The sequence below is a fragment of the Candidatus Limimorpha sp. genome (genome assembly GCF_056203535.1).
Genome location: NZ_JBADWU010000035.1, coordinates 16,436 through 37,547, shown reverse-complemented (window position 1 = coordinate 37,547; position 21,112 = coordinate 16,436). Strand labels below are relative to the sequence as shown.

Genomic DNA, 21,112 nt, shown 5'->3' with positions numbered 1-21,112 from the left:
GCTACATATTCCCGACTTCCATTGTTTCACCAAAACAGTTTTTATGGATTCAAATCCAATCAATGTCTGTGTAAATTCCGAAATCGGAAAACTTCAACACGTATTAGTTCACACACCAGGCGCAGAACTCGAAAACATGACGCCAGAAAACGCACATAGCTTTCTGTATAGCGACATTCTCAACATGCAGATTGCACAAAAAGAATACGGTTATTTTAAGAAAGTCCTCCAGAAGGTTGCCCACGTTCACGAAATCGACACCTTGCTGGCCGACATTCTCTGTAACGACAAAATCAAGTCCATCCTCGTCGACCGTATCTGCAAGGCTGAAAACGTAGGTTTTCTTTCGGCCTACCTCAAGGAGCAGGAACCCAAGGAATTAGCACGCCAACTCATTGAAGGCGTCAGCTTTAAGGACATTTCCTTCATCAACAATGAGAAATTCTCCCTGAAGCCATTGGCCAACCTTTTCTTCATGCGCGATGCCTCGTTCACCATGTTCGACAACCTTATGATCTGCAACATGGCCAGCAAGGTACGCGCCCGTGAGTGCATCATTCTGGATGCAATCTACAACTACCACCCACTGTTTGCCGAGGCTCAAGTCATCAATCCTGCCGTGAAATATGGCACCAACACCATTGGCACCGTTGAAGGCGGCGACGTGCAGATTATTCGCGACGACATCATCATCAGCGGCATGGGTGCCCGCACCAACATGCAGGGCATCAATGCATTGGTCGACCATCTGAAGACAAAGCCCGGTGTCAAGCACCTGATTTTCCAGGAATTGCCTTTGCAGCCTGATTCATTTATCCACCTCGACATGGTCTTCACCATGTTAGATGTCGACAGATGCATGGCTTACAAGCCAGTCATCAAGAGCAGCCAATACAAGACTTTCCACATCACCATCGACGGCCAAAAGGCATACGGCGAAGACGAACACGACCTGATTTCCGCCTTGAACAAACTCAACGTTCCTGTTGAGCCTATTTTCTGCGGCGGAGAGGAAGACTCATATTACGGCCCACGCGAACAGTGGCACAGCGGCTGCAATTTCTTCTGCCTTGCCCCGGGAAAATTCCTCGGCTACGGACGAAACCAGCACACCTTGCAAGCCCTCAACGACGGCGGTTTCAACATCGTTACGGCAGCCGACGTGGTCAACAACAAGGTCAACCTTGAAAAGCAGAACAAGTGCGTCGTCGCATTCGAAGGCAACGAACTTTCACGCGGTGGCGGCGGTGCCCGCTGCATGACCATGCCTGTTCAGCGTATGGCTGTCGACTGGTAACATTCCATTGAAAATGAAAGCATTCAAAGCCTACGACATACGCGGCGAATGGGGCGTCGACCTCAACGAGACGACTGCCTATAGAATCGGATATTTCATTCACAAGGTGCTTGACGCGAAGACTTTTTTAGTCGGTCGCGACATACGCCTTTCGTCCGATACGCTATTTGAGGCTTTGACGCGCGGCATCACCGACAGCGGCTGCAACGTCGACGACATCGGTCTGGCCACTACCCCACTCGTCTACTGGTCAACGGCAAAATTCGGTTACGAAGCCTCCATTCAGATAACGGCTTCCCACAATCCGAAAAACCACAACGGACTGAAGATTTCCGCTGCAAATGCACTGCCGGTCGGCTACGACACGGGGCTTAAAAAATTGGAGGCCTTGGTCGAAAGCGACGAAAAGTGCATTCCTGTTGATGAAAAAGGAAGCATCCGTCACATCGATGTCAAGCCGGAATATTTGGATTTCCAGAAACAGTTTTCGGGTGACACGAGCAATCTGAACATTGCTATTGATTGCAGCAACGGCATGGCTTCGCTGTTTGTCCACGAGCTTTTCGGTTCCTGCCATTACCTCAACGACAACATGGACGGCAATTTCCCGAATCACGAACCCAACCCATTGGAAGCTGAAAACCAACAACAAATCAAGGACTTGGTGCTGAAAGAGAAATGCGACATCGGTCTGCTTTTCGATGGCGATGCCGACCGCATCACTTTCATCGATGAAAAAGGAAATTTCATTTCTCCCGACTTGATGATTGCTTTTTTAGGCGATTATTTCATCGGCGAGCAACATCAGAAAGGCATCGTATTGCAAGATATTAGAAGTTCGCGCGCCATTCAGGAATATCTCGACCGCTATCAGGCCGAAGTCGTGACATGGCGTGTCGGACGTGCCTACGCAGCCTTAAAGCTCCGCGAATTAGACGGCGTTTACGGCGGCGAATTGGCCGGACATTATTATTTCCGCGACTTCTATTATTCCGATTCCGCTTTGTTAGCGGCTTCCATCGTGCTGCGCCTTTTGAGTCAATGCAAGCGGCAAGGCAAAACGATGAGCCAAATCGTCAGTGAGATTTCATCTTATTCCAATTCCGGTGAAATCAATTTCAAGATTAAGGAAAAGCAAAAAGCAATGGATGCCGTCTGTGACCATTTCATGCAGATGAAATACCCAGAGCGTTTCCTTGACTTCGACGGCTACCGCTTGGATTATCCTGACTGGTGGCTCAACATCAGGCCATCGAACACCGAACCTTACCTGCGTTTTCTGGCCGAGGCCAAAAGTCCCGACAAGCTGAAGGATGTTTGCGAAACAGTGAAAACAATTGTAGAATCAATATCAAAATAATTAATTATGAAAAAACTGACATTCATTGTCTTAGCTATTTTTGGACTTGCAATTACTGGTTGCAACAATATTGAGAAATCACGCAATTATTACGACGAAGGCGTTAGCCTGATGATGCGAAAAGGTGACTTTGCTGAGGCAGAAAAATGCTTCACGAAAGCTATAAAATACGACAAGACCAATCCTGAATTGTATTATTACCGTGGTTGCGCTAAATTCAATGAAGGTAATTACCGTGAAGCCATTGGCGATTTTGAGAAAGCCATCGAAATCAAGCCCGATTATGCCGATGCCTACTTCACTTTAGGCAGAACCTACAGCGTCATGCACGATACCGACATGTCGTGCTACTACTACAAAATGGCAGAAAAATACGGTCGCCCAAACCTTCACGATTTGATTAAGTATTGCCCGGATTGAGGAAATATTAAGTGCTTGTTCAAATTTAGTTTACATCTGGAATTTAGGGTTATGGGTTAATCGGACTCTTAGAGGTTTGGTCATTTGGACTTTTAGACATTTGGACTTTTAGACTTTTTGAGTATTTGTACAATTTACTGACTGATAACTGATAACAGATAACCGACAACTGATAACCGACAACCAATTTATTTTGCAGTTTAATTTTGACTACTTACTTATCACTCTTCTCCCCCAAACGTCTCAACCACAATCAAATCGCCGTCTTCATTGTAGGTCTTCCATTGGCCTGACTTTTGGCCGTTGACATAACTGCCTTCCTCTTTCAAGGCCGTATTGGGAAAATATGTTTTGGCAGGACCGTTCATTTGATTGTCGTGGAACTGACATTCCATCATCAGATAACCCGAATCGAAGTATTGGCGGCAAACGCCTTCACGCAAACCACCGACATATTGCGCTTCTTCGGCAACACGTTCCGTATCAGGATTATAGACACGCGACCAGCCATCAACTTTGCCATCCTTATTGTCCTCGACCAAAACCAGTCTTCCAGTAGTCTTGTCGAAATAACGCCACTCGCCTTCCTTTTTCTGGTTAATGTAAACGCCCATGGCAATCACTTTTCCATTCGGTGCAAAAGTCTGATTCTGAGCCTTCTCGCCCGACTTGTCGAATTTATTTGTCGCTTTCAGGTTGCCCTGTTCGTCGTAATAGCGAAATTCACCCGTGCATTTATCATTCTTAAACTGACCTTCGTAGCGTTTCTGACCATTCGGATAGAAATCGCACCATTTGCCTTGGCGACGGCCTTTGGCATCGGTCTTGTTATAATCTTGTGAAAAACACGGACTTGCAAGAAGCAAAAGCCCAAAAACGAATAAAACAAGTCTCTTCATATCAAAATAATTAGGGTGCAAATTTAGAAAAATAACGTAAATTTGCAGCAAATATTATGGCAGAATACTCATCAATATTATTGGAAAATGCGGTGGAGTCGCTGTCGAAGCTGCCTGGCATTGGCAAAAAGACCGCCTTGCGTCTTGCCTTGCACCTCTTGAGCGAAGATGCAATTGAGACCGAGCAACTCGCTGATTCACTGCTGAAAATGAAGCACAATATCATGCTTTGCGAGCGTTGTCATAATATCAGCGACACGAAAATATGCTCCATTTGTTCCAATCCCCGCCGCGATGAAAACACGCTTTGTGTTGTGGCCGATATGCGCGATGTGCTGGCCATCGAAAGAACAGCATCGTTCAACGGACTTTATCATGTTTTAGGCGGCGTCATCAGCCCGATTGACGGTATTGGGCCTAACGATTTAAAGATTGCGCAACTTGTGGAACGCACGCATAAGGAAGACATCAAGGAAATCATACTCGCACTGCCAGCCACTATTGAAGGCGACACGACGAATTTCTATATTTTCAGACAGTTAGATGATTTTCAAGGAAAAATATCGGTCATTTCAAAAGGTATTGCCGTCGGCGATGCTTTGGAATACGTCGATGAAGTTACTTTAGGTCGCTCGATTCAAAATAGGACTTTGTTTTCGAAGTGATGGAAGCGGAAAGGTTTAAAGTGGAAAGAGTTAAAACGGAAAACGTTAAAGTGGAAAAGTGAAAGAAGTTTTTGGGTTCAAAATAAAAAATACCTGCAAAATACTCCTAACTACTCATTCCTAACTCCTAACTCCTAATTCCTCACTCCTCACTTTCATCAAATTCCTCAAACAGGTTCAGCTGGTTTTCCGTCAGGTAAAGTTCAGCGGGCACTTCGTATTCGTAGGCGGTGATAAAACGCGATATATTTTTCTTAATCAACTTGATAGGTGTAGTCTTTCGCGCTTTGCAATAATTGCGCAAGGAACGGTATTGCCCTGAAGTCAATTTGAAAGTAATGGCGTGATACTTGTGGGTTCTGCGCCTGTGCTTGCCATTTCGTTTTTTGTTTTCCATATCGCGGTCGGTATTAGGCCACGAAATAAGACATTTTAATTCATAAATGCAAGAAAAACATGAAATTGTTATTAAACATGATGTTTTATGAAAGTATCTTTGAATTTTGTTTTCGGACTGCCTTATGGTAAAAATCACCGAAATCATAAAACGATAAAACCGACCGCCAAATAATTGGCAGTCGGTTTCATTCAAAAAAACATTCATTCAATTCACTGATTCATAAACATTTTGAAAAGCGGAGAATTCGGCTCCGTCCTCAGACGTTTCAAGGCGCGGTCGCGGATTTGGCGGGTGCGTTCACGCGAAATGTCCATCTTGAAAGCGATTTCCTCCAAAGTGTATTCGCGCGGCATTCCGATGCCGAAATACATCCTCAAAACCTGCTGTTCCTTTTCCGAAAGCACATCCAGCGACTTGCGCACGGTCTTCTCGTTCAGTTCACGCTCCACCGAGGCATCGGTCGGCGTGTCGTTTTGGTCGATGAAAAGGTCAAGGAAATTAGTCTCGCCGTCCTCATCAATTGGCGCATCGGTCGAAATGGTCTGGGTGTTGTTTGAGAGAATGGCCTGCACCTTTTCGGGTGTCAGGTCGGTCTCTTCTGCGATTTCCTCAACGGTCGGTTTACGCTGCAAACGATGTTCAAGCACGTTGATAGCTTTCTTCACACGATTAATGGCTCCCACCTGATTCAGCGGCAGACGCACGATGCGCGACTGCTCGGCGACGGCCTGCAAAATGCTTTGGCGAATCCACCATACGGCGTAGGAAATAAACTTGAAACCACGGGTTTCATCGAAACGCTGGGCGGCCTTCACCAAACCGATATTGCCTTCATTGATAAGGTCTTGCAAGCTAATTCCCTGATTCTGATATTGTTTTGCAACTGAAACCACGAAACGCAGGTTGGCATTCACCAAACGTTCCAATGCGATTTGATCGCCTTCACGGATACGCTGAGCCAAAGCCACTTCCTCTTCGGCAGTGATCAGCGGCTCCTTCGCAATGTCGGACAGGTACTTGTCCAAGGTACCCTGATTGCGGCTTGTAATGGACTTAGAAATCTTTAACTGTCTCATTTCTTTCTAATCTTATTATTGTTTAACTATTCAATTCCTATCAATTGATTTTCAATCATTTTAGTTTTCGGTTTACGGGTTCTGCCACGTTTTGGTCTGACGTGACAAATATAGTTTTACAACAAAAACCGTTCCAAATTTTTCAATTCATATCTGAACGTAGAGACGTAGCGTGCTACGTCTCATTAAATAAAATACGAATTTCATCAAATCATTGGATGTAAAGACGCGTCAAAGCGTCTCTACATCACAATAATCATATTTTCAATATATTACGCCACACCTAAATCTTTCACAGATTATCTTTTTATGTGTAGACGTAGCACGCTACGTCTCTACTCGTAATATTCGAAATTGACCTTCATGCCATTCGGATAGACGCCTTCCATGTGGACGCGCGACGAGCGGTTGTTGGCAAAAGCCTTATCCAAATCAGCCTTCGAATTGACATTTTGTCCGTTGACTGCCGTAATAACGAAGCCCTCGTTGATGCCTGAACCATAGAAACGTCCCTGGCGGATTTCCACAATCTTCAGTCCGTTCTTGATGTTGAGTTTAGCCTTATCCTCCTGATTGACAGGTTGCAGCATCAGACCAAGGTCAGAGGCATAGAAACTCTCGCCTTTCTTCACAAGGTCCAACGAACCCATTTCGTTGAGCAATGTGATTTCATAATTGTGCTGGCTGCCATTGCGACGGACATCAACATTCACCTTGTCACCTGGGCGATATTGGCGGATGTTTTCGAGCAGTTGGGCACCCGTATTCACCTTGTTGCCATTGATGGCCGTGATGACATCGCCCTTCTTGATGCCAGCCTGAGCCGCTGCACCGCCATTGGTGACTTCGGCGACATACACGCCCTGCATCTCATCGAGACCGAATTTGTCGGCCAGTTCTGCCGTGATTTCAGCCATTTGGATGCCCAAATAGGCACGTTGCGTTTCGCCGTACATCAATAAGTCATCAACGACTTTGCGCACGATATTGGAAGGAATGGCAAACGAATAGCCTTCATACGAACCTGTATGTGAAGCAATTGCTGCATTAATGCCTATCAATTCCCCATTGGTATTCACCAAAGCGCCACCACTGTTTCCGGGATTGACGGCGGCATCGGTCTGAATGAAAGTATCGACATTAGTGCCTTCGCCCAAAATGCTAAGGTCGCGTGCCTTGGCACTGACGATGCCCGCCGTAACGGTGGAATTCAAGCGGAAAGGATTGCCGACGGCCAGCACCCACTCGCCTACCCTGACCTTATCGGAATCGCCAAACACAAGATATTCAAGGTCTTGCGCATCGACTTTAATCAAAGCCAAGTCGGTTGTCGGGTCGGTACCAACGATGGTTGCCTTACGCTCGGTCTTATTATTAAAGGTAACGGTGAGTTCGGCAGCACCTTCCACAACGTGATTATTGGTCACGATGTAGCCATCAGGCGAAAGCACGACACCAGAGCCGTATGCCTCCAAATATTGCTTTCTCGTTTGCCCCGGCATACCGTAAAATTGTTGCAGCAAAGCACCGAAAAAGTCGTTGTATGTCGTTGTCTGTTTCTCGATTTTCGTCTTAATGTGAACAACGGCATTCAAACTTTTTTCAGCAGCCGTAACGAAATCAGGCGTGCCTTCAGTCGGTATGAAAGCCGCCCTATGTACCTGAGGCTGAACCTGTTCAACCTGCATGGCCTGTTGGTCCTCATTGGTCTCTTCATTCACGGGTTGGGTTGAATTGCAAGATGTTGCCATCATCATTCCGACAGCAATCAAAGCCACCTTCATGGTAGCCGAAAATTCATTTTTCACGTTAAACATAGTATCTGATTTTTTGATTGGTTTCCCTATTAATGCGATTTTTTCTCTTTTATTGCACCGAAAATTGTAATTTTGTCGGTTTTTCGTTCAAAGGGCATATCAAATAACATGCCAAGAGACGTAACTGCATGAAAAACTGACAGATTGTTGTACGATAAACCGATAAAAGTCATTTATGTTCATCGAAACTGACAGGATAGCACTTCGAAGCGCCGAACCTGAGGATGCTGCCCAAATCTATGCTTGGGAAAACGACCGCAACATTTGGCGTGTCAGCGGGACATTTGTGCCTTATACGCACTTTCAAATCGAGCAGTTTCTGCTGAATAGCAATGACTTATTCTCGCAACAGCAACTCCGTCTGGTGATTTGTCAAGGCAAAACTGACATCGGTTGCATCGACATTTTCGATTACGATGCCATCAACGAAAGAGCAGGAATCGGCATCCTTATCGACAGCAATTTCCGAAAAAACGGCTACGCAAAAGACGCCATCTCTTTGCTCGTTGATTACCTATTCAACAATCTAATGCTCAAGCAAGTGCATTGTTCAGTCGATGCATTGAACGAAGAAAGCCAGCATCTTTTCAAAAGCCTCGGTTTCGAGCTTTGCGGCTGCCGAAAACAATGGCTCAAAACACCCGACGGCTTCATCGATGAATATTTATTTCAACTCATAAATCCAAAACACGCATAATGGCAAAAGAAAAATCCACAAAAAGCAAGACCAAGTCAAAAGGTCATAAAACGCGCAATATCATTCTGTTATTCATTGGTATTTTGTTCATTTTCGGTATAGCATTCGGATATTGGTTTTACCGGACCTTGCTTTCACCTAACGTAAATATTGGCGAAAAAGAGGAAGCCGTAATCTATATTCCCACAGGTTCCGATTTCGATGCCGTGATGGATACGCTTAACAGCCAAGGACTTCTGGCACGCGAAAACAGTTTCCGTTGGGTCGCTAACAGAAAAAAATATCCAGAGAACATTAAACCGGGTCGTTACATCGTGCGTCAAGGAATGAGCAACAACCAGCTCACCAATATGTTGCGCGGCGGTTGGCAGTCGCCTGTCAACGTCACCTTTAATTACATGCGCAACGTGGATATGCTGGCTGGCAAAATCGGCAAACAGCTTGAAGCCGATTCAGCTTCCATTTCAAATTTATTACATAACTCAGAGTACGTCAAGCAAATAGGTTTCAATGAATACACATTGCCAACTCTGTTTTTGCCCGACACTTACGAGTTTTACTGGAACACTGATGCCGAATCATTCGTTTCACGCATGTTGCAGGAATACAACAAGTTCTGGAACGAAGAACGCAAAAAAGCCGCAAAACAGCAAGGCCTCTCCCCTGTTCAGGTCAGCATTTTGGCCTCCATTGTCGACAAGGAAACCAACAAGACCGACGAAATGCCACGCATTGCGGGCGTCTACCTGAACCGTCTGCACAGCAACTGGCTGCTGCAAGCCGACCCGACACTGATTTTTGCCATCGGCGATTTCAGCATCAAGCGTGTGCTGAATGTCCACAAGGAAATAGAATCGCCATACAACACCTATAAATATATAGGCCTGCCACCCGGTCCAATCTGCATTCCTTCCGTTGCTGCAGTCAAAGCCGTGCTGAACGCCGAAAAGCACAACTATTTCTATTTCTGCGCAAAAGAGGATTTTTCGGGCTATCACAATTTCGCAAAGACTTTGACCGAACACAATCGCAATGCGGTAAAATACCAGAACGCACTGAACCAGAGAGGAATAAAATAGTTATTTCACTGTCTGTCCAAACATGGGAAAAAGAAAAACAAAATATCTGACAATTTGATAAATATTTATACTTTTGTACAATCGAAAAAATCCTAATAAAGTATGCAGAATACCTTCGACAGATCGAAACACGTTTTTCATTCAGATGCGTTTGCTGAGATTATTAAAGACACAATTCGGTTCTTTAACGGTACACCTGTACATTTTTTGCCTCCCCCGAAAAATTTTATCGGAGCAGGCGTTTATGCGTTATATTACATTGGAAAAAGTCCTTATTATGAGGGACTTTACAATCAAAACAGGACAAGTTTCAGTCAACCTATTTATGTTGGGAAAGCAGTTCCAAGAGGCTGGAGACAAGCGAGAACAAGCAAGGCATCCAACGAGCTATTTCATCGCTTAAAAGATCATTATAGAAGCATTTGCGACACGCAAAACCTTTCAATTGAAGATTTCAGATGCAGATTTATGATTTTAGAAGATGCCGCATCTGACATGATAGGTACTGTTGAAGCCGCTTTGATTAGATATTATGAACCAATTTGGAACCATACAATTGATGGTTTTGGCAATCACACTCCGGGAAAAGGTAGATTCAATCAAGCAAAGTCCGATTGGGATGTTTTACATCCAGGTCGTAATTGGGCAGATAAATGTTTAGGAGAATGCTCAACTTTAAATGAAGTAGAAACAAAAGTAAAACTATACTTTGAAACCCACAAATGAACAGCATTGAGATTTTTTCTGGAGCCGGCGGATTGGCAAAAGGATTGGAAATAGCTGGTGTAAATCACCTGGCATTCATTGAATGGAATTCTGATGCCTGCAAGTCTTTACGCGCAAATTTCAATGAAGACTGTGTGTTTGAAGGTGATATTAGGACTTTCCCTTTTGAAAATTACCACGATGTTGATGTCATTGCCGGAGGTCCTCCATGCCAACCTTTCTCTCTTGGAGGAAAGGCAAAAGGCAATAATGACGAAAGGGATATGTTTCCACCTGCCATTGAAGCAATCCGCACCTTAATGCCAAAGGCTTTCATTTTTGAAAATGTCAAAGGACTGCTCAGGGAGTCTTTCGCAGAATATTTTAAATTCATTATCTTGCAACTTACATATCCGGGAACAAGCCTTACTTCCCGAAATTGGCAAGAAAACCTGCATTTATTGGAACAAATTCATGAAAACAACTCATATCATGGACTAAAATATGATGTGACTTATCAGCTCGTAAACGCAGCGGATTATGGCATTCCACAAAAACGAGAAAGAGTAATCATTGTTGGTTTTCGGAATGACTTGAATGTCAATTGGAAGTTTCCCCATCCCACACATTGCGAAGATTCATTATTATGGGACATGTTTGTCACTGAAGAATACTGGCAAAAGCACGGCATTCCAAATTATTTCCCCAAGCAACATACGTTTGAAATAAAACAATCTTTAATTAACAAATACGGTTTTTGGCAACCCGAACTGTTACCATGGAAAACCATAAGGGATGCTTTAATGGGCCTTGGGGAACCTGACAATAACGGTGATCATATTTTGCGGACAGGAGCTAAAGAATATGTGGGACATACGGGAAGCAATATTGATGCTCCATCAAAGACCATCAAAGCTGGATCTCACGGCGTGCCAGGCGGAGAAAACATGATTCGATTCGAGGATGGAAGCGTTAGATACTATTCTATCGCCGAAGCAAAAAGAATACAGACTTTTCCCGATGACTACCAAATCACTGGAGCTTGGACAGAAGCCATGCGGCAATTGGGCAATGCAGTTCCCGTTGAATTAGGACGTATAGTTGCCACTTCTGTTTTCAATGCACTTGACAAAATTCAATGCTAATAATACAAAGGGCATCATTTCTGACGCCCTTGAATTTCAACATGGATTATTCCAGTTCACTCATTTCACCACAAACCGCACCAATCGCAACGGCATTCCTTCATAATCTTTAAGCTCTTGAATACCATAAAGATAACCGTTGTAAAACACAAAGCGGTTTTTGGTAATGGCAAGGTCGTATTCATCGCTCGTGAAGGTGTATTGCCCAACCGTTTTTCCTTCGCTCACCGAATAGGCACGGCACTGGTTTTTGCCCGATTCCGAAGGATTCAGAAAATACAGAATATTATCCTGAACACCTTGAATGGCAATCGTAAAATAGCCCATATCAATTGGTTTGGTGATATGCTTCAGGCCTTCTTCACATAACGGGATAAATTTCTCATAATACGAAGTCTCCATCTCAGATTTGTTTTGCACAGCCTCTTCTTTCGAACTTTTTATCTTTTCTCTCTGCATTTTCATCTGCTCTTCCACCGACAACACCGTCGGCTGCCAATCCACTTTCTTTTCGGAAATCTTGTTACCATTAAAATCATAGAAACGAATTAAGCCGTCAATCGGTGTGGAAACCACAAGTTGCCCGTTGATTGTTGCAATATGCAAATCAGCAGCCCGTCCCCTTCTGACACTTTCCGCAACGACATAATAATCCCTGTCTTTTAGCAGTTTGACATGATCTTCAAATGCATCACAAACAATCTTGTCCTTGCCCGTATTGACATTAAGAATCGACACCAGATGACGATATTTATTGGACCAAACGCAACCGCCGTAAATGGCAATGTGGCTGTCATCCAAAGTCAGCATTTCCGAGGACTGGTATTTTATTTTCAATTCCTTGACAATCAATCCGTTGTCATCGAAGAAATAAATATCGCCCATATTGTTGGCTTCCGTATAGAACAGGTTGCCAATTCTTCCACCTATCCTCTGGATATTATAAGGCTTCTTGTTCTTGTCGGCGAAATGTATAACGATGTCTTTCAGGAATTTACCATTTGCATCGAACACCGAATACCTGTTTCTTGTGGCATGGCTGACAATGGCTTTCCCATCATCATACATAACGAGACGCTTCCGCAATCCAATTTTGAAACAGTCATCTAACTTGTCATAGTAACTGTCGAAAACCTTGTCCCAATCGTTTCCGACACCGTATGTTTTGTCAGCAACAAGTTTAATCTCTTGTGCATCAGCGAAATGGAAGGCAATAAATGCCAGCGCAATAATCAAAAATAACTTTTTCATGATGTTTAATAATTTAGTTTATAATTGTTCTTGAATCTGTGATTTTATCTCATACAAAGCGAGTTCCTGTTCCGAAAACGGCTTGTTGGCATCATATTCCTCAATCGTGTAATAGTCATAAAACGGCTCAATCGGTTTTGTGCGCGAATTGAAAAAACTGATGATCAGGAACAAAAGCGCGACCGCGCAAGCCGCCGACAAGGACGAAATAATGGCAATGTGAATGGCTCTGTCTTTTGAAACCATTTCCTTTTTTATGCCGAATGGCGGAATCTCAACATCGGCAGGAACCGATTTTTCCAACGATTGCTTCACCTTTTCGGAAAGCGCACGCTGCTCATCAACTTTCCGCCTGCACGAAGCACAATCTGCAAGGTGCAATTCGATGGCCCGACTTTCCTTTTCCGCCAATTCGCCATCAATGTATTTCTGTATCAATATGTTATCAAGATGTTTCATTGCAATTGCTTTTTAATCTTTTCCATGATTCTCGACAAGGTTTTTCCCACCGAATTGAAATTCCTACCCGTAATTTCGGCGATTTCCTTATAGGAATAACCCTCGCTGTAAAGCACAATCATTGTCTTTTCCTTTTCGCCAAGATGCTCCACAACATTCAGGATTTCAGACACATCGTTTTGATTTTCAATAATATTTGCAAAACTATTTTCATCCGTCTGCATGTTTTCCATAACAATGAGTCTCGCGTTTTTACGCCTGTAGTCCACACCTTTATTAATAGTGCTTCTGACTAACCATTTTTCCACCTCGTTGATGGATTTTTTGCCTTGCAACGCATGATAATATGCGGTGAAGACATCCTGCACGACATCCTTTGCACCCTCAGAATCCTGCAACAGTTTTGCCGCAATCCTGAACAGTTTCGGGTAAAAGTTTCGATATGTCTTTTCAAATTCGGATTCCATCTTGGAAGTTTTTACACCTATAAGACGATTGAGAAGGCCGTTTTGTGACACAAAAGTAAAATTTTTCTCAAATTTTCACCATTCGACCAGCTCAACAAATGACCTTCATCTTCTTCTTTTTTATTTTGGGCAAAGACTATGAAATAAAACCTTACTTTTGCACCCATGAAAGAAGTGCTTCACACAGAAAACCTGAGCATAGGCTACAAAGGAAAACCATTGTTGCCCGACATTAATGTGAGCCTTAATGAAGGCGACATCGTGGCCTTAGCGGGGCCAAACGGCGCTGGCAAAACAACGCTGTTCAAGACTTTGTGCGGCAGCATTAAACCTGTTAGGGGGCGTATCACGCTCTTTGGAAAAGACCTTAATGAGTACGCTGCCACGGAGCATGCCTCATTGTTCAGTTTAGTACTCACCGAGAAGCCCGACGACCTCTTTCTGAAGGTTGCAGACATTGTTGCAGCAGGGCGTTATCCCCAACTTGGGCTTATGGCGCGACTCGGCGAAACGGATAAAAAAATAATTAAAGAAGCACTTCAAACCGTAGGAATCAAGCATCTGATTGATAGGAATTTCATATCACTCAGCGATGGCGAAAAACAGAAGGTGATGATAGCCAAATCCATTGTGCAAGACACGCCACTCATTTTCATGGACGAGCCAGCCGCCTTCCTCGATTACCCAAGCAAATTAGAACTCATCAACCTGATGGTAAAATTGTCGCACGAACATAATAAGACCATACTTTTCAGTTCGCACGACTTGGATTTATTGTTGCGATATTGCGACAAAATGTGGATTGTCGGCCACGATATGCCACTAAAAGAAGGAACACCGAAACAGCTTGTTGAACAAGGACTTATCGACGCTTACTTCAAGCCGATTATCGCCAAGAATGAATTCCCTTTCATGTAAGTTTGCTTCATGCGACTTTTTGTGTGGATATGTTAATTGTGCAAAAACACTGGATAAGTTCTGTAAGAAGCATCTCTACCGATAACCGAAAACCAATTCTTATAAGTAGATGAGCAAAATTAGTTTACATATTGAAAACGAGGCATCGGGGTCGCGGGAATGCGAGATTACGAGGCATTCCGGCATCCCGAGGCCTCGCAGTCTCGAAATCCAGTGTCCTTAATAATATGAATGGTTACATAACAGTTTAACTTTGACCAATTGCTTATTTAAAAAAAAGATTTACAGCATTACACCTTACTTGCTCAATCGGATTTTATTTATCTTTGCAAGAAATATCACATCATAATGAAACACATCAGACTTATTTTGGCTTTGGCCATCATCGCAACCGTGCAGCCGCTGTTGGCTTGCACCAACTTTCTCATCACCAAAGGCGCTTCCGTCGACGGTTCAACCTTCATCAGCTATTGCGCTGATTCACATATCCGTTACGGAGAATTATATTACACGCCAGCCGCTGATTGGCCGACCGGCAGTATGCGCGTATGCTATGACCGTGGCACCAACAAGCCACGTGGTTCTGTTGCACAACCTGCTCATACTTATCAAGTTGTGGGTTATATAAACGAAAATCAAGTCGCTCTCGGCGAAACCACATTCGGTGGCCGCGAAGAACTCATGGACCCGCGCGGCATCGTCGATTACGGCAGTCTGATGTTCATTGCCTTGGAACGCGCCACCTCGGCCCGCCACGCCATCCGCATCATGGCCGACCTCGTTGAAGAATACGGCTATGGCAGCGACGGCGAATCGTTTTCCATCTGCGATGCCAACGAGGTCTGGTACATGGAAATGATGCCCAAAGGCTACACCGAGCAAATCACAAAAAGTGGCGACACCATCAATGCCGACCGTGGCGCCGTTTGGGTTGCCATCCGCATCCCTGACGGCTATGTTTCAGGTCATGCCAACGCTGCTCGCATCACGAACTTCACCTTGCGCAATGGCAAAACCAGCATCACCGACAAGGATTGGAAGAAACTCGACAATCCCGAAGTGGAAGTCATTTACAAGCACGACATCATTGACGTAGCACGCAAACACGGCTATTTCAACGGCAAAGACCAGGATTTCGATTTCTCGGCAGCCTACGCTCCCGTCGATTTTTCGGCAGCCCGCATTTGCGATTTGCGCGTTTGGGCCATGTTCAATACGGTTTGCGACGATATGGAACAATATTGGGATTATGCCACAGGCAAAGACCTCACCCATGGCCGTATGCCGTTGTACGTCAAGCCGAACCGCAAAATCAGCCTCAGCGACATGATGGCTTTCCAACGTAATTACCTGCAAGGCACGCCCTTAGATAAAAGTCAGGATGTGGGTGCAGAGCCTTTCGGTTCGCCTTACCGTTGGACACCGCTTTATTGGGAATATGAAGAAGGGAAATATTTCCACGAGCGCACCACCGTCACGCAACAGACCGGTTTTTCGTTTGTGGCTCAGTGCCGCAGCTGGTTGCCAAACGCCATAGGCGGCATCATCTGGTTCGGCGTCGACGACACCAACTCGACGGTCTACACGCCATTCTACTGTTCCATCAGCGAAGTGCCGGTTGAATACCGCCAAGGCAACGGCGACATGCTGACCTACAGCGACAATGCCGCTTTCTGGGTCTTCAACCGTCTGGCACATTTCAAGTACCTCTTTTATAATCGCGTCATCGGCGACATTCAAGCCGTGCAAAACGCATTGGAAAGCACCTATCAGGAACAGACAAATTATGCCGACAACGAGGCTTTGAACCTTTACACCGAAAGCCCCGAAAAAGCCATCGCCTACCTCACCGATTTTTCAAACAAAGCCGGACACAACACCGTCGCCCGTTGGAAAGAACTCGACAACTATCTCTTGGTGAAATATTTAGACAGCAACGTCAAGCAAGAAGAAAACGGCGAATTCAAGCGCAACGGCTACGGTTATCCTGCCCGTCCACAGCAAGTGGGTTATCCCGATTCGTGGAGAAAAAGAGTTTCGGAAGAGACTGGAGAACAATTTGTCAGGCCGGAATAAGAGTTTTTCTTGGTTTGGACGTTTGGACATTTAGACATTTGGACGTATGGACATTTAGACGCTTGGACATTTGAACATTTAGACATTTGGACGCTTAGAATATTTGTACAATTTACTAACTGATAACCGATAACCGACAACTGATAACCGACAACTGATAACCGATAACTGAAAACCGACAACCAATTCATATTGCAATTTAATTTTGACTACTTACCTAACGATAATTCTTAATTAAAGCAGATGAAAACCAGGAACGAATCAAAAGACACTTTAAATATTTCCATCCTACGACTTGCCATTCCCAACATTATCAGCAACATAACCGTTCCGCTGTTAGGTCTGGTCGACATGATGCTCATGGGGCATTTGGACTCCGTAGCCTACATCGGTGCCATCGGTTTGGGCGGCACTATTTTCAGCGTGATGTACTCCATTTTCAGTTTCATGCGTGCGGGAACCACAGGCTTCACCGCGCAATCGCTCGGTGCCGGCGACCAGCAGGAAATTTCCTATTCGCTCTACCGCTCGCTTTGCATCGCGCTGATTGCCACCGTCATAGTACTCAGCCTACAAAACCCGATTGAATGGATCAGCATGAAATTGCTTAACGGCAGCGATGACGTGCTGCGCTACACCGCCGATTATTTCTATGTGAGGATTTGGGCTGCCCCCGCTGTACTCTGCCTTTATGCTTTCAACGGATGGTTTATAGGGATGCAGAACACCACCGTTCCGATGATTATCGCCATCCTCATCAACGTGGTGAATATTGCTGCAAGCGTATTCTGCGTCAGCAAATTAGGCATGGGCGTAAGAGGCGTTGCCTTGGGTACGGTCGTTGCGCAATATTGCGGTTTGGCCACGGCCCTCGTTTTTCTTTTCGCCAAATACAGTAAATATCTGATTCCCATTAAGAAAGAAGTTTTGCTGCAGGCCGACAAACTGAAACGCTTTTTCAAGGTCAACACCGATTTCATGATTCGCAGCATTCTCCTGATTTTAAGCATTGCTTTCTTCACCAATCAATCCGCCAAATTGGGCGATGATATGCTGGCTGTCAACATGATACTGATGCAGTTTTTCTATATCTTTTCCTATTTCACCGATGGTTTTGCCTACGCTGGCGAAGCGCTTGTCGGCAAATTCACGGGTGCAAAAGACAAGGTTCAGCTAAAAAAGACCGTAAGGTTTCTTCTCACATGGGGTCTTTGCTTGAGTTTGCCTTTTACCTTATTATATTGGCTCTTCCCTGACACTTTCATCAGCCTCATCTCCGACCAAGCGGGAGTCATCGAACAGGCTCGGCCTTATCATATCTACATGATTATCATACCAGTCATCACTTTTGCAGCTTTCATTTGGGACGGCATCTACATTGGTGCCACGGCGGCGCGATCCATCCGCAACACGATGATTATCGCCTCCGTTTTTGTCTTTCTGCCTGCATGGTATTTCCTCATGCCTGCCTTTGGCAATCACGGCCTGTGGTGTGCTTTTCTGCTTTTCATGCTGGCACGCGGCGTTTCCATGACACTTATGTCGAAGAAAGCGATTGGAATTTAAATTGGTGACGGTTTACAGGTGTTTTGGTGATGGATTGTTATTGAAAAAGGTTCAAAATTGTTCAAAAAGTGCAAAAAAACTCTCCAATTTAAAACTATCGACTTTCCACTTTAGCACTTTCCACTTCCAAAAATCATTATTTTTGCAGCAAAATTGAACACAATGACACAAAAAGAAGAAATACAATATCCGCAAAACTTCGACATCAAGCTGATTGTCAGTGCAGAAATTCCAACTGAAGAGACCAAGAAAAACATTGCCAAAGTCTTCACGCAATGCAAGGTCGTCTTCAGTTTCGTCAACGTGAGAGCCAGTGCAAAAGGCAATTACCTCAGTTACGCCTACAACATCGACATCGAGAGCCGCGAGCAAATGGAACAGACCTACGCCGCCCTGAAAGATGTGCCAGGATTGAAATTCGCGCTATGACCAAAGCCTACGAAATACGGATTTACGGGCGCGTCTTCAACGTCGGATTCCGGCGCTATGTGTACCGCTATGCCACCGCCAACAACATTGTCGGCTATGTGGAAAACGACTGGGCCGACGAGAGCGTCCACATCATCGCCGAAGGCGAAGAAAAGGATTTGGACCATTTCTGCATACTTTGCGGCGAAGGCACCCCATACTCGCTCGTCACAAACATGAAAATCGAAGCACTGGAAGTCAGCGGAAAATATTTGGATTTTAGACAGATACGATAAAAAACAGTTGAGACGTAGTGCGATACGTCTCTACATTTTTATAATAAACACGCAAAAAATTCGGCAATTTGTCGAATCAACAGTTCAAAAAACTATATTTGCAAGACTAAACAAATACAGTTATGATGAACTTTCACAAAATCCTGCTTATTAGCGCTTCGCTATTTTTTGCATTGACAACCGATTCTTTCGCTCAAAAAGCAAAACGTCCCGACACCTTTTATTACCGTTTAGGAGTCGAAGCATTCCAGCAAAACAAAGATGACATTTCGCTCGAGTATTTTCACCGCGACCTAAAGGAAAACCCTGAAAACGTCTATTCGCAGACCTACCTTGGCATAATTGAGTGCAGCAAAGGGAAATACGCCAAAGCATTGGGCATTTTCGACACTATCATCGGAAAAATTCCCGCCTCTGATTCATATTTCAAGAATCTCATTCATTACTATGAAGGGAAAGCGCAAACCGGATTAGGCGACTACGATGAAGCCTTTCGCTCGTTTTCAAAAGTTCTCGAAGCCAATCGCAAAGACCCGCTCGGCTATGAAGGAAGAGGATACCTTTATCTGAAAATGAACGATTTCGATTCAGCGGAAAAAGATTTCAACCAAGCTCTTCATTATGACCGCGAAAACGTTCAAAGCCTTTTGGGTCTCGGGCACATCGAACTTGCCAAAGGCGACATTCCGAAAACAATAGAAAAATACGGCAATGTGATAGAACAATTCGACAAGAAATGCCCTGACGCATACGCATATAGGGCGGATGCCTATATTCAGCAATGGCAATACAAAAATGCAGCTGCCGACATTGCCTCAGCTTTAATAATCGATAAAAACAACAGCAAGGCGAAAGATTTGCTATTCGGGATAATTGCGGATTCGGCTTATCACATCGTTGACTCAACATTTGAATCACACAACGACATTACCCTTTGCTATTATCAAGGGATTTTTAACGAAATCACCGGACATTACACAAAAGCAATCGAAAAATACGGGAAACTCCTTTGTCAAAATGATGACAAAACATATTATTATTTGTTGTCAAAATGTTATTTGGAAATGGACAATTTTGTGGCCGCAAAATATTACGCTGAAAACGGTTGGAGAAACGACACGACAGATTTCAACCTGACACTCCAAAAAGCAAAGATAAACCTTCAACTTGGTCACCTCCAAGCTGCCGCTTCAGATGCAGAGCGTCTCATAAAAGCCGAGCCTAACAACGAAAAATCCTACTATTACTCAGGATATTACGAATCAAGAAACAAGCAATATGGGAAAGCCTTAAACCATTTCACCAAAGCAATCTCGATGAATCCCGACATGGCCGATGCCTATTTCGGGCGAGGAGTAATTTGCCAAAAATACGGACAAATCGATGCTGCCAAGGCTGATTTTGAAAAAGTCGTTGAACTTGAGAATGGAAAAGCCACTTCCACCTCCTTGATGTTTGCCTATCTGCACCTCGGCGAGACTGAAAAAGCAGAACAGATGCTGAACGACATGCTCATTAAAAATCCGAATGACAAAATCGCGCTCTACAATGCCGCCTGTATATATGCACGCCTCGGAGACGAAAACAAGGCCGTTGCGTTCCTTGAGGATGCTTTCAAAAACGGTTTATTGAAGATGAACGAAATGAAGACCGATTCCGACCTCGACCCGATCCGCGAAAATGAAACTTACAAGAAACTCGTCGCCCATTACGATTCCTTGTTTATCGAGACCAACCGCCTTCCTGAACTAATCTATAAGTATGACAAAACCAACAGAAAAAACTCTGAAGCAGACATGATGCCCGAATTTCCCGGTGGTGAAATGAAGTTGCTTGAATACATAGCAATGAATGTCAGATACCCTGATATAGCACGGCAAAAAGGCATTTCGGGGCGCGTATTTGTTACTTTCGTAGTCGAACCAGACGGAAGCATTTCCAATGTCGGGATTCTAAAAGGCATAGGATCAAGTTGCGACCAGGAAGCCTACAGGGTTGTGAAAGCAATGCCGAAATGGAAGCCCGGGGAAAAAGACGGAAAAAAAGTCAGGGTGAGTTACATACTTCCTGTCAACTTCCAGCTCAGATAATTGCAGTAGAGACATAGCAAG

General features: G+C 44.4%; 21 protein-coding genes. 14 read left to right on the top strand and 7 right to left on the bottom strand.

Features of this window, described 5'->3' with window-relative positions:
• Window positions 1–43 precede the first annotated feature (43 nt).
• The 3 genes from AC06MN_RS04080 to AC06MN_RS04070 are packed head-to-tail and all read left to right on the top strand — an operon-like array spanning window position 44 to window position 3,077.
• Window positions 44–1,297 (top strand): arginine deiminase, encoded by a 1,254-nt coding sequence (locus tag AC06MN_RS04080; protein ID WP_475671081.1) that lies wholly within the window; start codon window positions 44–46, stop codon window positions 1,295–1,297.
• Between the two features lie 13 nt (window positions 1,298–1,310).
• On the top strand, window positions 1,311–2,657 hold the full coding sequence (locus AC06MN_RS04075) for a phosphomannomutase/phosphoglucomutase (RefSeq protein WP_475671080.1): 1,347 nt from the start codon (window positions 1,311–1,313) through the stop codon (window positions 2,655–2,657).
• 6 nt (window positions 2,658–2,663) lie between these two features.
• Window positions 2,664–3,077, top strand: a complete 414-nt coding sequence (locus tag AC06MN_RS04070) for a tetratricopeptide repeat protein (protein WP_475671079.1) — start codon at window positions 2,664–2,666, stop codon at window positions 3,075–3,077.
• Between the two features lie 221 nt (window positions 3,078–3,298).
• Here AC06MN_RS04070 and AC06MN_RS04065 read toward each other — a convergent pair whose 3' ends face one another.
• Entirely contained in the window at window positions 3,299–3,976 is a 678-nt protein-coding gene (locus tag AC06MN_RS04065) for a toxin-antitoxin system YwqK family antitoxin (protein WP_475671078.1), read from the bottom strand.
• 56 nt (window positions 3,977–4,032) lie between these two features.
• Between AC06MN_RS04065 and recR the strand changes: the two genes are divergently transcribed.
• Window positions 4,033–4,641 (top strand): recombination mediator RecR, encoded by a 609-nt coding sequence (gene recR, locus AC06MN_RS04060; protein ID WP_475671077.1) that lies wholly within the window; start codon window positions 4,033–4,035, stop codon window positions 4,639–4,641.
• Between the two features lie 142 nt (window positions 4,642–4,783).
• On the opposite strand, the gene AC06MN_RS04055 is transcribed toward recR, so the two are convergent.
• From AC06MN_RS04055 to AC06MN_RS04045, 3 genes are all read right to left on the bottom strand, one after another.
• Window positions 4,784–5,038, bottom strand: a complete 255-nt coding sequence (locus AC06MN_RS04055) for a hypothetical protein (RefSeq protein ID WP_475671076.1) — start codon at window positions 5,036–5,038, stop codon at window positions 4,784–4,786.
• A 212-nt stretch (window positions 5,039–5,250) separates the two neighbouring features.
• Window positions 5,251–6,117 (bottom strand): sigma-70 family RNA polymerase sigma factor, encoded by an 867-nt coding sequence (locus AC06MN_RS04050; protein WP_475671075.1) that lies wholly within the window; start codon window positions 6,115–6,117, stop codon window positions 5,251–5,253.
• Window positions 6,118–6,452: 335 nt separating this feature from the next.
• Window positions 6,453–7,934: a Do family serine endopeptidase gene (locus AC06MN_RS04045; protein ID WP_475671074.1), complete on the bottom strand. Its 1,482-nt coding sequence runs from the start codon at window positions 7,932–7,934 to the stop codon at window positions 6,453–6,455.
• A gap of 175 nt (window positions 7,935–8,109) precedes the next feature.
• On the opposite strand from AC06MN_RS04045, the gene AC06MN_RS04040 reads away from it, so the two are divergent.
• The 4 genes from AC06MN_RS04040 to AC06MN_RS04025 all read left to right on the top strand — a co-directional run bounded on the left by AC06MN_RS04040 (window position 8,110) and on the right by AC06MN_RS04025 (window position 11,560).
• Window positions 8,110–8,631 (top strand): GNAT family N-acetyltransferase, encoded by a 522-nt coding sequence (locus tag AC06MN_RS04040; protein ID WP_475671073.1) that lies wholly within the window; start codon window positions 8,110–8,112, stop codon window positions 8,629–8,631.
• Window positions 8,631–9,710 (top strand): endolytic transglycosylase MltG, encoded by a 1,080-nt coding sequence (gene mltG, locus AC06MN_RS04035; RefSeq protein ID WP_475671072.1) that lies wholly within the window; start codon window positions 8,631–8,633, stop codon window positions 9,708–9,710. The genes AC06MN_RS04040 and mltG overlap by 1 nt, the downstream gene beginning before the upstream one ends.
• A gap of 102 nt (window positions 9,711–9,812) precedes the next feature.
• The gene (locus AC06MN_RS04030) at window positions 9,813–10,436 is read left to right on the top strand and encodes an Eco29kI family restriction endonuclease (protein WP_475671071.1); all 624 of its coding nucleotides are present in this window, start codon (window positions 9,813–9,815) and stop codon (window positions 10,434–10,436) included.
• Window positions 10,433–11,560: a DNA cytosine methyltransferase gene (locus AC06MN_RS04025; RefSeq protein ID WP_475671070.1), complete on the top strand. Its 1,128-nt coding sequence runs from the start codon at window positions 10,433–10,435 to the stop codon at window positions 11,558–11,560. The genes AC06MN_RS04030 and AC06MN_RS04025 overlap by 4 nt, the downstream gene beginning before the upstream one ends.
• A gap of 60 nt (window positions 11,561–11,620) precedes the next feature.
• Here AC06MN_RS04025 and AC06MN_RS04020 read toward each other — a convergent pair whose 3' ends face one another.
• The 3 genes from AC06MN_RS04020 to AC06MN_RS04010 are packed head-to-tail and all read right to left on the bottom strand — an operon-like array spanning window position 11,621 to window position 13,737.
• The gene (locus tag AC06MN_RS04020; protein WP_475671069.1) at window positions 11,621–12,811 is read right to left on the bottom strand and encodes a hypothetical protein; all 1,191 of its coding nucleotides are present in this window, start codon (window positions 12,809–12,811) and stop codon (window positions 11,621–11,623) included.
• Window positions 12,812–12,829: 18 nt separating this feature from the next.
• Window positions 12,830–13,270: an anti-sigma factor gene (locus AC06MN_RS04015; RefSeq protein WP_475671068.1), complete on the bottom strand. Its 441-nt coding sequence runs from the start codon at window positions 13,268–13,270 to the stop codon at window positions 12,830–12,832.
• Window positions 13,267–13,737 carry an RNA polymerase sigma factor gene (locus AC06MN_RS04010; protein WP_475671067.1) on the bottom strand — a complete coding sequence of 157 codons (471 nt, stop codon included), beginning with the start codon at window positions 13,735–13,737 and terminating at the stop codon, window positions 13,267–13,269. Before AC06MN_RS04010 ends, AC06MN_RS04015 begins: the two co-directional genes overlap by 4 nt.
• A 165-nt stretch (window positions 13,738–13,902) precedes the next feature.
• On the opposite strand from AC06MN_RS04010, the gene AC06MN_RS04005 reads away from it, so the two are divergent.
• The 6 genes from AC06MN_RS04005 (at window position 13,903) to AC06MN_RS03980 (ending at window position 21,091) form a co-directional block, all read left to right on the top strand.
• Window positions 13,903–14,655, top strand: coding sequence for an ABC transporter ATP-binding protein (locus tag AC06MN_RS04005; RefSeq protein ID WP_475671066.1), 753 nt, complete (start codon window positions 13,903–13,905; stop codon window positions 14,653–14,655).
• Between the two features lie 348 nt (window positions 14,656–15,003).
• Window positions 15,004–16,731: a C69 family dipeptidase gene (locus tag AC06MN_RS04000; protein ID WP_475671065.1), complete on the top strand. Its 1,728-nt coding sequence runs from the start codon at window positions 15,004–15,006 to the stop codon at window positions 16,729–16,731.
• A gap of 243 nt (window positions 16,732–16,974) precedes the next feature.
• A complete protein-coding gene (locus AC06MN_RS03995) occupies window positions 16,975–18,297 on the top strand; it encodes an MATE family efflux transporter (RefSeq protein ID WP_475671064.1) in 1,323 nt (440 codons plus the stop codon).
• A 162-nt stretch (window positions 18,298–18,459) separates the two neighbouring features.
• Entirely contained in the window at window positions 18,460–18,726 is a 267-nt protein-coding gene (locus AC06MN_RS03990) for a DUF493 family protein (RefSeq protein WP_475671063.1), read from the top strand.
• A complete protein-coding gene (locus AC06MN_RS03985) occupies window positions 18,723–19,001 on the top strand; it encodes an acylphosphatase (protein WP_475671062.1) in 279 nt (92 codons plus the stop codon). The genes AC06MN_RS03990 and AC06MN_RS03985 overlap by 4 nt, the downstream gene beginning before the upstream one ends.
• 122 nt (window positions 19,002–19,123) lie before the next feature.
• A complete protein-coding gene (locus AC06MN_RS03980; RefSeq protein WP_475671061.1) occupies window positions 19,124–21,091 on the top strand; it encodes a TonB family protein in 1,968 nt (655 codons plus the stop codon).
• The last annotated feature ends 21 nt before the right edge of the window (window positions 21,092–21,112 follow it).

What these genes read in the sequence shown, in the direction of transcription:
- AC06MN_RS04080 (WP_475671081.1), top strand. Translation starts at nt 44, where the DNA reads ATGGATTCAAATCCAATCAATGTCTGTGTAAATTCCGAAATCGGAAAA.
- AC06MN_RS04075 (WP_475671080.1), top strand. Translation starts at nt 1,311, where the DNA reads ATGAAAGCATTCAAAGCCTACGACATACGCGGCGAATGGGGCGTCGAC.
- AC06MN_RS04070 (WP_475671079.1), top strand. Translation starts at nt 2,664, where the DNA reads ATGAAAAAACTGACATTCATTGTCTTAGCTATTTTTGGACTTGCAATT.
- AC06MN_RS04065 (WP_475671078.1), bottom strand. Translation starts at nt 3,976, where the DNA reads ATGAAGAGACTTGTTTTATTCGTTTTTGGGCTTTTGCTTCTTGCAAGT.
- recR (WP_475671077.1), top strand. Translation starts at nt 4,033, where the DNA reads ATGGCAGAATACTCATCAATATTATTGGAAAATGCGGTGGAGTCGCTG.
- AC06MN_RS04055 (WP_475671076.1), bottom strand. Translation starts at nt 5,038, where the DNA reads ATGGAAAACAAAAAACGAAATGGCAAGCACAGGCGCAGAACCCACAAG.
- AC06MN_RS04050 (WP_475671075.1), bottom strand. Translation starts at nt 6,117, where the DNA reads ATGAGACAGTTAAAGATTTCTAAGTCCATTACAAGCCGCAATCAGGGT.
- AC06MN_RS04045 (WP_475671074.1), bottom strand. Translation starts at nt 7,934, where the DNA reads ATGTTTAACGTGAAAAATGAATTTTCGGCTACCATGAAGGTGGCTTTG.
- AC06MN_RS04040 (WP_475671073.1), top strand. Translation starts at nt 8,110, where the DNA reads ATGTTCATCGAAACTGACAGGATAGCACTTCGAAGCGCCGAACCTGAG.
- mltG (WP_475671072.1), top strand. Translation starts at nt 8,631, where the DNA reads ATGGCAAAAGAAAAATCCACAAAAAGCAAGACCAAGTCAAAAGGTCAT.
- AC06MN_RS04030 (WP_475671071.1), top strand. Translation starts at nt 9,813, where the DNA reads ATGCAGAATACCTTCGACAGATCGAAACACGTTTTTCATTCAGATGCG.
- AC06MN_RS04025 (WP_475671070.1), top strand. Translation starts at nt 10,433, where the DNA reads ATGAACAGCATTGAGATTTTTTCTGGAGCCGGCGGATTGGCAAAAGGA.
- AC06MN_RS04020 (WP_475671069.1), bottom strand. Translation starts at nt 12,811, where the DNA reads ATGAAAAAGTTATTTTTGATTATTGCGCTGGCATTTATTGCCTTCCAT.
- AC06MN_RS04015 (WP_475671068.1), bottom strand. Translation starts at nt 13,270, where the DNA reads ATGAAACATCTTGATAACATATTGATACAGAAATACATTGATGGCGAA.
- AC06MN_RS04010 (WP_475671067.1), bottom strand. Translation starts at nt 13,737, where the DNA reads ATGGAATCCGAATTTGAAAAGACATATCGAAACTTTTACCCGAAACTG.
- AC06MN_RS04005 (WP_475671066.1), top strand. Translation starts at nt 13,903, where the DNA reads ATGAAAGAAGTGCTTCACACAGAAAACCTGAGCATAGGCTACAAAGGA.
- AC06MN_RS04000 (WP_475671065.1), top strand. Translation starts at nt 15,004, where the DNA reads ATGAAACACATCAGACTTATTTTGGCTTTGGCCATCATCGCAACCGTG.
- AC06MN_RS03995 (WP_475671064.1), top strand. Translation starts at nt 16,975, where the DNA reads ATGAAAACCAGGAACGAATCAAAAGACACTTTAAATATTTCCATCCTA.
- AC06MN_RS03990 (WP_475671063.1), top strand. Translation starts at nt 18,460, where the DNA reads ATGACACAAAAAGAAGAAATACAATATCCGCAAAACTTCGACATCAAG.
- AC06MN_RS03985 (WP_475671062.1), top strand. Translation starts at nt 18,723, where the DNA reads ATGACCAAAGCCTACGAAATACGGATTTACGGGCGCGTCTTCAACGTC.
- AC06MN_RS03980 (WP_475671061.1), top strand. Translation starts at nt 19,124, where the DNA reads ATGATGAACTTTCACAAAATCCTGCTTATTAGCGCTTCGCTATTTTTT.